General features: G+C 59.7%; 11 protein-coding genes and 1 tRNA gene. 9 read left to right on the top strand and 3 right to left on the bottom strand.

Annotation, left to right across the window (positions count from 1 at the left end; genetic code table 11):
• Positions 1–340: 340 nt before the first annotated feature.
• Positions 341–1516, bottom strand: coding sequence for an MFS transporter (locus H1Y01_RS04850; protein ID WP_180539141.1), 1176 nt, complete (start codon positions 1514–1516; stop codon positions 341–343).
• Positions 1517–1659: 143 nt separating this feature from the next.
• On the opposite strand from H1Y01_RS04850, the gene H1Y01_RS04845 reads away from it, so the two are divergent.
• The 6 genes from H1Y01_RS04845 to H1Y01_RS04820 all read left to right on the top strand — a co-directional run bounded on the left by H1Y01_RS04845 (position 1660) and on the right by H1Y01_RS04820 (position 4807).
• The gene (locus H1Y01_RS04845) at positions 1660–1899 is read left to right on the top strand and encodes a CsbD family protein (protein ID WP_180539140.1); all 240 of its coding nucleotides are present in this window, start codon (positions 1660–1662) and stop codon (positions 1897–1899) included.
• 183 nt (positions 1900–2082) lie between these two features.
• Positions 2083–2613: a hypoxanthine phosphoribosyltransferase gene (gene hpt, locus H1Y01_RS04840; RefSeq protein WP_180539139.1), complete on the top strand. Its 531-nt coding sequence runs from the start codon at positions 2083–2085 to the stop codon at positions 2611–2613.
• Between the two features lie 15 nt (positions 2614–2628).
• Positions 2629–3144, top strand: a complete 516-nt coding sequence (locus H1Y01_RS04835) for a twin-arginine translocase TatA/TatE family subunit (RefSeq protein ID WP_180539138.1) — start codon at positions 2629–2631, stop codon at positions 3142–3144.
• 9 nt (positions 3145–3153) lie between these two features.
• The gene (gene tatC, locus H1Y01_RS04830; protein ID WP_219341271.1) at positions 3154–4326 is read left to right on the top strand and encodes a twin-arginine translocase subunit TatC; all 1173 of its coding nucleotides are present in this window, start codon (positions 3154–3156) and stop codon (positions 4324–4326) included.
• 13 nt (positions 4327–4339) lie between these two features.
• Positions 4340–4663: a hypothetical protein gene (locus H1Y01_RS04825; RefSeq protein ID WP_180539137.1), complete on the top strand. Its 324-nt coding sequence runs from the start codon at positions 4340–4342 to the stop codon at positions 4661–4663.
• A 68-nt stretch (positions 4664–4731) separates the two neighbouring features.
• A tRNA-Ala gene (locus tag H1Y01_RS04820) sits at positions 4732–4807 on the top strand.
• Between the two features lie 147 nt (positions 4808–4954).
• Here H1Y01_RS04820 and H1Y01_RS04815 read toward each other — a convergent pair.
• The gene (locus H1Y01_RS04815) at positions 4955–5569 is read right to left on the bottom strand and encodes a hypothetical protein (RefSeq protein WP_180539136.1); all 615 of its coding nucleotides are present in this window, start codon (positions 5567–5569) and stop codon (positions 4955–4957) included.
• Positions 5570–5631: 62 nt separating this feature from the next.
• On the opposite strand from H1Y01_RS04815, the gene H1Y01_RS04810 reads away from it, so the two are divergent.
• Both H1Y01_RS04810 and H1Y01_RS04805 read left to right on the top strand, forming a co-directional pair.
• Entirely contained in the window at positions 5632–6924 is a 1293-nt protein-coding gene (locus H1Y01_RS04810; protein WP_180539135.1) for a hypothetical protein, read from the top strand.
• On the top strand, positions 6921–8354 hold the full coding sequence (locus H1Y01_RS04805) for a trypsin-like peptidase domain-containing protein (protein WP_180539134.1): 1434 nt from the start codon (positions 6921–6923) through the stop codon (positions 8352–8354). The genes H1Y01_RS04810 and H1Y01_RS04805 overlap by 4 nt, the downstream gene beginning before the upstream one ends.
• 238 nt (positions 8355–8592) lie before the next feature.
• Here H1Y01_RS04805 and dut read toward each other — a convergent pair whose 3' ends face one another.
• Positions 8593–9024: a dUTP diphosphatase gene (dut, locus tag H1Y01_RS04800; protein ID WP_180539133.1), complete on the bottom strand. Its 432-nt coding sequence runs from the start codon at positions 9022–9024 to the stop codon at positions 8593–8595.
• Between the two features lie 97 nt (positions 9025–9121).
• Here dut and H1Y01_RS04795 point away from each other — a divergent pair.
• Positions 9122–9888 (top strand): FAD-dependent thymidylate synthase (locus H1Y01_RS04795; protein ID WP_180539132.1); only part of this gene is annotated, 767 nt, incomplete at its 3' end.

Raw genomic sequence — 9888 nt, 5'->3', positions numbered from 1 at the left:
TAGAACGATGCAAATCCCGCGTTCTGAGCCGCGACGGCGACGGAGCGGTGCGCACCAGAAGCATTCCGCTCTCGCGCGGTAAAAGCATTCGAAGGTTCTTTTCCGGAGCACCAGCTCCATTACTGTCGCGGCTCAGAAGGGGATTTATTGGTCGTCGGTAGACTCTGTACCGCTAAGCCGGTAAAGCAGCAAACCGAAGACACCCGGTTGCCGGCGCCGGACCGAGTAAAGCCCCGTTTTTTTTCCGCGCGAAAACCGAAGGCCCCAACGCGCACCGTCGCGGTATTCGCATCGACTTGAAAGGCGCGGACAGTAAGTGTGACCGCCGGCCATATGTGGTTTATCGGCGGCCAACCAAGTGGAACGACTTACCGCTAAGCCGGTAAAGCAGGAAACCGATCAGCAGGCAGGAAGCCACACTAATTGCGGCATCCATTCCGAGGCTGCCCGCGATGCCCGTCATCGAGTAACCACTTCCGTCGGCCACCATCATGTAAGTGATCGGTACGTAAGTGCTCGCCGATAGCAGCGTAAACGTAGTCGCGGCCAGTGGGTTGTGCTGACCTATAGTCTCGAACATAATCCCGACCTGAATTGAAAACGCGACAGCCTGGAAAAGGTACTCGCCGACGAGAGCGATGGTGAAGGTCGCGGGAGTATGTGGCAGCAAGATCAGACTTAGTGTAAAAAGGCTCCCGAGAATCCCGTCGGCGAGATACAACAGAAGTAGCGGCAGCCGCCGGGCGATGATAGGAAACAACAGGCAGCCTAGGATCCCCGGAAAGAACGCGCCCGCGCCGCCGGCTAGACTTACGACACGCGCCGAGGCGTGGAAATCGGCCCCGAGACCTCCCAGTAGGTTTGTTAGTGCGAACGAACTGCAAGGGGAGAGAAGTAACAGTAGGGCGACCAGCACCTCGCGGCGCCGCAAGAGAGCTCCAATCTCGCCAAAGAACTGACCGAAGCTTTCGCCTGCCAACCGTTTATCCGGGCCTTCAGACGGAATCAGGAGGAAGATAGCGGTGGGAAGAAAAACGAGTGCGCCGAGAAGACTCGCCGCCAACCAGAGAGTCAAGTGGCCAACCATCTCGCCACCCAGAACGGATGTGACGCCCGTTCCGGAGATAACCGCGATATTGACCCACGCACTGAGTTTGTTCTTCTCGTTGTGGGGGCAGACCGTTGACAGCCAGCCGCACAGGGCTGTGGTGCAAAGCATGGCCGCCGCGGCGCCGCACACCAGCGCTGCTACGAGAACGGCGCGATGTTCCAGATTCATCATCGAGACCACGACCAGAATCGAGGCAACCGCGGCAAACACGGTCGCGTAGAATCGCCGGCTGACCCACACGTCGAGCATCGGGCCGAAAACGACCGGCCAGAAATTCGAGGACATGGCCGCCGCGGTGATGCCCGCGATCGTCGCTTCAGGAACGTGCCGCGCGGCGAGCAACTGGGGCACGACGAAGAAAGCAATGCCGGAATTGAGTCCGACAGAGGAGTTGGAGAGACCCATCAGCCAGGCAGGCGGGACTTGTCGATTGGACTTCAGTGGACCTCCGGAGTCCTCCAATACTACACGCCGCCGGTCCGCGCCGTTTCAAGGCACGGCGAATCCGTTTGGCATCAGTCTTGCCTCATAGAACGCGGAGGTTCCAAATGAACAACGATACAATCGCAGGCAATTGGAAGCAGTTCGTCGGGAAGGCCCGTGAGAAGTGGGGCAAGCTCACCGACAATGACTGGGAGACAATTGGCGGAAAAAAAGATCAGCTGGTAGGTAAACTCCAGGAACACTACGGTATGTCCCGTGAACAGGCGCAGAAGGATTTCGACGAATACGAGCGCTCGCTGCATCACGCGGAACATACAAGTGCTTCGACCACGGGTCGCGTTTAAGTAGCCCTGCGCTGTAGCCGTGCGCCGCGATGCGCTCGTGGTTGTCGCCTAACCGCCCGTGTCAAAAGTCCGCAAAAGACGGCTTGCTCACGCGCGCGGCTCAGTAGACTCATTGCGTTACTGAGCCGCGACCGTGAGGGAGCCGGTTTTTACACAGGCTGCTAACGGGTAAACTACTTGCTCATGGCGCTCCGCACTTTACTCACTGAGGACCGGATTCAGAAGCGTGTCGCGGAAATAGGCGCGGAGATCGACCGCGACTACCCCGATGGAAACCTGTACCTCATCTGTATCCTTAAAGGCGCTTGCCTGTTCCATGCGGATCTGGCCCGCGCGATCCACCGTGACGCGTTCTTCGATTTCATCGGCATTTCGAGCTACGGACGCGGAAAAACGACTTCCGGTCAAGTCCAGCTAACGAAGGACCTTGACATCTCGATCGAAGATGCGCACGTACTCATCGTCGAGGACATCGTCGACAGCGGGGTAACGCTCGATTACCTGACGCGTCTGTTGAAGCAGCGTCATCCGCGATCCGTCGAAATCGCGGCTCTGCTGGACAAGCCGGAGCGCCGGCTGCGGCCCGTCGCGGTGCGGTACGTCGGCTTCGAAATCCCGGACGAGTTTGTGGTCGGTTATGGATTGGACTATGCGGAGCGATACCGCAATTTGCGGGAAGTTTGCGTGCTGGAAGGCGAGCCGGACTACAATTGAACTGGGGAATCACGTATGGGACCGCTTGGCTGGCCGGAGACTGTATTCATCGTTATCCTTGCGCTGGTGCTGTTTGGGCCGAAAAAACTGCCCGAACTCGGCCGGATGCTGGGAAAAGCGATTACAGAGTTCCGCCGCGCTTCAACTGAACTGCGATCGACGTTCGAGCGTGAGATGCGCAACCTCGAACAGGAGACCCGCAGCGTTAAGGAAGCGGCGAAGCTACAGGATTCTTACAACTACGATTATTCGTCCTATGACACCGGCAAGCCGTACCTGCCGGAACCCGAGCCCGCAAGCATGAATCCGCGGCTGCCGGAAATGGGACCGCCGTTTCACACTGAAAGCGCTTCCGCACCTCAGGGCGCCCCATTGATTGAGGCTGGTCATCAAGGACTCACGGTGACCCCTGCTCCCGGCACGATCGCGAATGGTTCTCTGACCGAGCATCCTGTGGAGAATACCGTATCGCCGGAGCCGGATCGCGCGCACACCGCGCCCGACCCAGTCGAAACCCGCGTCCAGAGTTGATCACAAGGAATGGCATCCAGCGACGAACCTAACGGAGATTACACTCCAGTCACCCCCGTTTCGCCTTCTAGTTCACCCCTGGGTGAAACGCGGGGTGAAGCGCGGGGTGAAGCGAACGTTCACGACAACGGAACAATTGTAAACGCGTCATCCGATTACACCTACTCGTCCGGGCAGGCGGGGAATGCGACGACTTATTACACGCCCCCTCCGGTGAGCCGCGCCTTACCGCCGGCCGGCGGTTCCGGGGGTGGCGGCGAACTTCCCCCGCCTCCTTCGGACGAGGGCGGATCCCACGACGAAGAATCCGGCATGCTGCGGATGAGCTTCCTCGAACACCTGGAGGAACTCCGCAAGCGCATCATTTATGCGGCCCTGGGGCTTGGCGCCGCGTTCGCGATCAGCTTCGCCTTTTGTAAGCAATTGTGGAACATTGTTGCGGAACCGGCCGTGAAAGCACTTACGCAACTGGGCATTCACCCTCCAAATTTAGTCCAGATCACGCCCATGGAGAACTTCAACGTGATCTACGTTAAGGTCCCGCTGCTCTGTTCTATCTTTATTGCTTCTCCCTGGCTTCTTTACCAGGTGTGGGCCTTTGTATCCCCGGGACTTTACAAACGCGAACGCCGGTGGGCGGTTCCGTTCGTTCTTTCAACCGCTGGATTGTTTGTCATGGGCGGCCTTTTTGCCTTCTTCGTTGCGTTTCGGTTCGGGCTTGTCTTTCTCCTTGGCATCGGACGCGATGTACATGTAACACCCATGGTTTCGATCAATGAATACTTCGATCTATTCGTCAACGTGACCCTGGGAATCGCCCTTGTATTCGAGATGCCGATTCTCATCTTCTTCTTAACGCTCCTTCATATCGTCACGCCTAAGTTCTTGATCTCCAACAGCCGCTACGCGATTCTGATCATCACGATCATAGCCGCGGTGGTGACGCCGACACCCGACGTATTCAACCTCCTTCTATTTGCCACGCCGATGATCGTACTGTTTTTCGTAGGCGTGTTTGCAAGCTATTTGCTGGTGCTGAGCCGCGAGGGGCGCAAATTCCCGTGGGCGAAGGTTCTTTTGATCGCCATGCCGGTCTTAGCGGCGCTCGGCGGTATCACATGGCTGCTACTTTCGTATTACCATTTTCACTTCCTAGGAAAATGGCCCTTTTTGTCTCGTTAATCCGCTATAGAATTTGAAGCGCATTTCAAAGTCGCTTCAAATGTTGGGGGTGAAGATGGACATCGATCGGGTTTTAACAGACTTGCGGGCCGAACGGGACCGGCTCAACGAAATCATTATCACCCTGGAGCGACTCCAGGGTAGTGTCCGGCAGGACGAAACGCAGCCGAAGCGCCGCGGACGGAAATCCATGGACAAAGCCGCCCGCCAGGAGGTATCCGAGCGTATGAAGCGCTACTGGAGCCGGCGGCGGTCGGGGAGCGATACGAAAACTGAGACCGCCGGTTCGGAGGGTCCCAGCGGATTCATGGTAAGCGGCAAAACGGCGGCTGCTTAGCGCGACGGCTCCGGGCATGCGCTCCTGGAACAGGAGCGCATGCTATATTTTGGGTTAGTTCGCGCTGTGGGCGGCTAGCTCAGCTGGGAGAGCACCACGTTCGCAACGTGGGGGTCGTGGGTTCGAGCCCCATGCCGTCCACCAAAACACGTTCTTTGGCAGGGAGAGAACGCCAGAGAATACCGCGACACACTACCAGTCGACGGCTGCTCCTTGAGCCGGATTTTCAACTTCTTTGATGATCCTGCAAGTATAGGTCGGCGCAAGCGCGGTTCGGCCAGTACGACTTGCTCAGCGCTTCATCACAATCTGCCCCCAAAGCAGCCAGCCGATTAATAGAACGGCGGCCACCGCGAAGACGAACCGCAGCACGGGCCAGACCAGCGCGGGCATACGGTCGCTGAACTTATCGATCATCGTTTCGTTTAGGCGCTCCGATGTGAAGTCGGCTCCGCGTAGCGAGGCCGCCGCAATCCAGGTGGCGCGGACATTCGCGAGCAGCAGGGCGGCAATGAAATAATTCAGCACGCCGCCAAAATCGAACAAGCCCCGCGACGCCCCAGCCGCCGCGACGCGTAAATAGTTAATTAGGCTCAACAGGAACACCAGGAACGCCGCTGAAGCCGCAAGCCGGTCGCGCTCGCGTATTCCGATCGCGGCGCTCGCATAAAAAAGGAAGTAGCCGAGAAAGACCACCAGGACGGCGGGGAAACGCCGGTAAATCATCGCGAACAGCAGACTCTGACCAGCCGGGATCAGGCATAGCCAGAACCCTTGCCGGCCAAGGTAATCGACATCCGTCTGGTTTTGGATGCTCGGCCAGAAGATGCTCTTTAGCCTGCTTTCAGTGCGCGGCGTACTGGTGGACAGGCCAAGATTCTGCATATCGTTAACTGGAGGCTGCACGGGATTATGCCATGAAACGCTCTGCGGGCGAATGAAAATTTATCCCGCTGCTATGGTGAAAGATGCCGGAACCGGGAAGTCGATTTGCGGCCGCCCGGCGCTGGGGGCTCAAAGCGGGGTACAGCGTTGCCGACCAGGCGCTCGCGTCGGCTTCGAACTTCGGATTGAATGTCCTGCTCGCGCGCACTCTCAGCGAGTCCCGCTATGGCGCCTTCGGGGTCGCCTTCACCATCTTCCTCGTCCTCTCCGGAATCCATAACGCCCTCATTCTGGAACCGATTTCGGTCTTCGGCCCGTCGCGTTACGCCGACTCACTCGTCCCCTATCTGCGCCGCGTGACTTTGATCCATCTCTGGTTTACAGCCGGCTTGGCGATTCTGGGGATCGCGGGCGGCCTCATGTTCTGCAACGCGGAGCTTAAGCCCGTCTTCGTGGCGATGGCTGCGACCTCACCCGCCATCCTGCTTTTCTGGCTGGCGCGGCGCGCTCATTACCTGGAGTTTCGCCCCGACTTGGCTAGCCTGTCGAGCTTGATCTACTGCATCGTCCTCGGCGCCGCCATTGGGCTACTGTATTTCATCCATATGCTGAATGGCGTCATGTCGTTCGTTGCGTTAGGGATCGCCTCGCTGGCGGCATCGATCTTCAGCGCTCGCAAGACCGGCGTCGACTTCCGACTCTCCCGAAGCGGCGACGTGCGCTCCACCGCCGCCGAAATGTGGAACTTCGGGCGGTGGATCCTTCCGTCCGCTCTTTTCTTCCCGTTGATCACGCAAGTCCAGATGCTGTGGACGTCCGCACTGATCGGTCTGGGGTCGGCAGGCGTCCTCCGCGCGCTGCAAAACCCGGTGCTGCCGGTGGTGCAGGTGCAGACGGCGCTCGGCACTTTGGGCTTGCCGGTTTTGGCGCGCGAGTTCGCGACCGGACACACCCGCGCGATGCTGCGGCGCAGCGCCGTCTATATCGCGGCACTCGGCGGCGTCGCGCTGCTGTACGAGATTGCGGTGCTTCTTACCGGCGGCCTGTGGGATCGCCTCCTGTACGGCGGTAAATTTGCCGCCTACGACTGGTTGATGCCGATTCTCGGGATTATGCCGGTCGCGGTGGCGCTCGCCACCGGCTGCTCCGTCGTCTTGCGAGCGATGCTGCGGCCGGGGCTGACCACCGTGACGCACATTGTCGGGGGCGTCTTCGGGCTAATCATTTCGTATTTTTGGATCCGCCGCGCGGGCGTGACGGGCGCCGTGTACGCGCTCACCGCGTCGCAGGTGGTGACCGCCGCGATCAGTTTAATTTTGATCTCCGTAGCTTTCCGGATAACTAAAACGCCGGTCGCTGAATCTAAAACCATATGAGTCGTCGAATTCCCGGATTGTTCGCGGTAGCAGCGTTACTGACGATTCCCAACTGGCTCGGCGCGCAAACCGAAACGCAGCGATCGAGCGACCCGTTATTCCGGGTCAGCGATGAAGTCCAGCGGCTGGCAGCCAGGGTTTCACCGTCGGTGGTCAAAATTTTGGTCTCGGGCTATGGGCCGGTGAACGAAAACGGCTCGCGCGAAACCGCGCTCATCGGAAGGCAGCGAAGCATTGGATCGGGGGTGATTCTCGATCCGAACGGCTACGTGATTACCAACGCCCACGTCGTTGCCGGGGCCCAGCGGGTAAGGGTCACGCTGTATTCGAGGGCCGGCGGCCAGTCGCTTCAGGCGCTTGAAAGCGGGCCGCGCGCGCGTGTCGTCGAGGCGCGTATCGTGGGCGTCGACAAGGCTACGGACTTAGCGGTACTAAAGGTCGAGGAAACGAACCTACCCGTGCTCAAGCTGGCGAATTACGCCGATCTGCGGCAAGGCCAGATGGTGCTGGCGTTCGGCACGCCGGAAGGTCTCGAAAATACGGTGACCATGGGGGTGGTCAGTTCGGTGTTGCGGCAATTGAATCCCGATACCGCAACCGTCTACATCCAGACCGACGCGGCCATCAATCCCGGAAACAGCGGCGGACCGCTGGTCGATATCGACGGGAAAGTGGTGGGGATCAACTCGTCAATCTATTCGGAATCGGGCGGGAACGAGGGGATCGGTTTCGCGATTCCGAGTCTCATCGTGAGCCATGTCTATAAGGAGATCCGAGCTTACGGCCACGTACACCGTTACGAGATCGGCGCGCGCTTGCAGACCATCACGCCCACGCTCGCGGCGGGACTCAACCTGGCACGCGATCACGGCGTCATCGTATCCGATGTGGAACCGGACGGCCCCGCCGAGACTGCTGGATTGCATCGCCAGGACATCATCCTGAAGCTAAACGGCATGGCGATTGAAAGCCTTCCCATGTATTCCGCCTCGCTCTACCTGCGCCGTTCGGGCGACGCGGTGGCTCTGGAAGTGGAGCGCGGAGCAAAGGGCGACACGGAGACGGTGAAACTCGAAATTCCGGTGACCGCTGAGGATCAGGATCTCGACAACCTGGTGGGCTCGCTGGATCCGGCGAAGGCGCTGGTGAACCGGTTGGGGATCCTGGGCCTGGAAATTAACTCCAAGATGGTCCAGATGTTCCCCGATCTGCGCATCAAATCGGGAATCGTGGTCGCGGCGCGCGCGGCCGGCGCGGCGATGGAAAGTGGGCTGGAAAGCGGCGATGTCATTCATCAGGTCAATACAACGGACATCGCGTCGCTGGACGGACTGCGCGCGGCGATTCGCGTGTTGAAACCAGGAGACCCCGTGGTGTTGCAGATCGAGCGCGACGGCGCGTTGCGTTATCTGGCGTTCGATTGGGAGTAACACGCCCGGGAGTAGATTGCGGCTAGGGCGGGCTCGTGGCTGGAAACGTCACGGTCGCTTCCGGCAACACCGCAACTCCCGTCGGTGGCTCCTTCGTAATTGAAGAGATCACTTACCAATCGGGAGCGGCGCCCGCCCAATTTGGGAAGGCCCTTCAAATTTTCGCAAAGAGTTTTGGAGTTGGGCAAGTCGAAGTTGCGACCATAACGCTAACCGCTACCACAGACTAACTCGCCCTTCACCTACCCGAAGATCCAAATCCGCCCTCGCCGCGCACCGACTCCGCCAAATCCGCTTCCTCCCACTCCACCGCTTCATACTTTGCAATCACCATCTGCGCGATGCGATCGCCCGGACGGATCTGATACGCCTCACGCCCCAGATTCAGCAGAATGACTCGAATCTCGCCGCGGTAGCCGGGATCGATCGTCGCCGGACTGTTCGGCAGCGTGATCGCGTGCTTCAGCGCGAGTCCGCTGCGGGGCCGGATCTGCGCCTCGAATCCGCTCGGCAGTTCGATCGCAATCCCGGTGGGCACCAGTGCGGGCCGTCCTGGTTCAAGCAGGATCGCCTCGGTCGCATGCAGGTCCATGCCGGCATCTTCCTCGGGTCCGTGCGCGTACTTCGGAATCCGGGCATCGGGGTGAAGCCGTTGGATGCGGAAGGCCATAATTAGCGGAACAGAAAGCGCAGTTCGTTATGATAGCGGGTTTCCTCGCCCACTACCCATGTCCAACTCGCGCCCGCGCGTTCTTTCGGTGTCGCCGATGCCGCCCGAAAAATGCGCCTATGCTCTGGCCCGTTATAGCCGCTCGCCCGATTCGATTCGCGACTCCATCGAATGGGTTCGCTCGCACAACTCCCAGAGTTTTCTGGAAAGCTACTACTTCCAGTACGGTCACCAGTCGATCGCCGATCTGGGCCACGCCGTGCTGTGCTTCGAGGGCGTTTCAGAACTGGCGGCCGCCGAAATCGAAGATGAGACGTTGTGGGACGGCCAGGCGAAATCTTCGCGCTACCAGGACTTCTCGAAGGCTGGCTACGTGGTTCCCCCGGAGCTGGCCGAGCCTCAAACCGCTGCCTACCGCACGGCTGCGGACGCGCTGATCAAAGCCTACGCCGAGGTGCATGCGCTGGCTCACCAGGAGCTGCGCGAGCGTTTGCCGCGCCCGGACGCCATGAAGCCCGAAACCTATGAGCGCAATCTGAAGGCCCGGGCTTTCGATGTCGCGCGCTATCTGCTGTTTTGGGGAGTGCCGACGCAGGTCGGCCAGATCACCAGCATCCGTACTCTCGAGAAACAAATCCGGCGGCTGCGCGCCTCGGAATATGGCGAGTGCCGCGAGGTAGCTGAAGACATTGCCGCAGCCTGCGCCGCCGAGCCCGCGTGCCGCTGGGAAGACGGAGCGCGGGAGCCCGTCGCGCCCACGCTCGCGCGCCACGCCGAGCAGGACCGTTACCTGATGCAGTCCCGAACGGATCTGCGCGCCTGGGTTGCCCAAAACCTGCCCGCTCAAAACCTGACTTCGTCTGA

The sequence above is a fragment of the Nevskia soli genome (genome assembly GCF_903970205.1).
Classification (GTDB): domain Bacteria; phylum Acidobacteriota; class Terriglobia; order Bryobacterales; family Bryobacteraceae; genus Bog-113.
The sequence above is the reverse complement of the archived record's forward strand: the minus strand, read 5'-3'. Positions and strand labels throughout refer to the sequence as shown.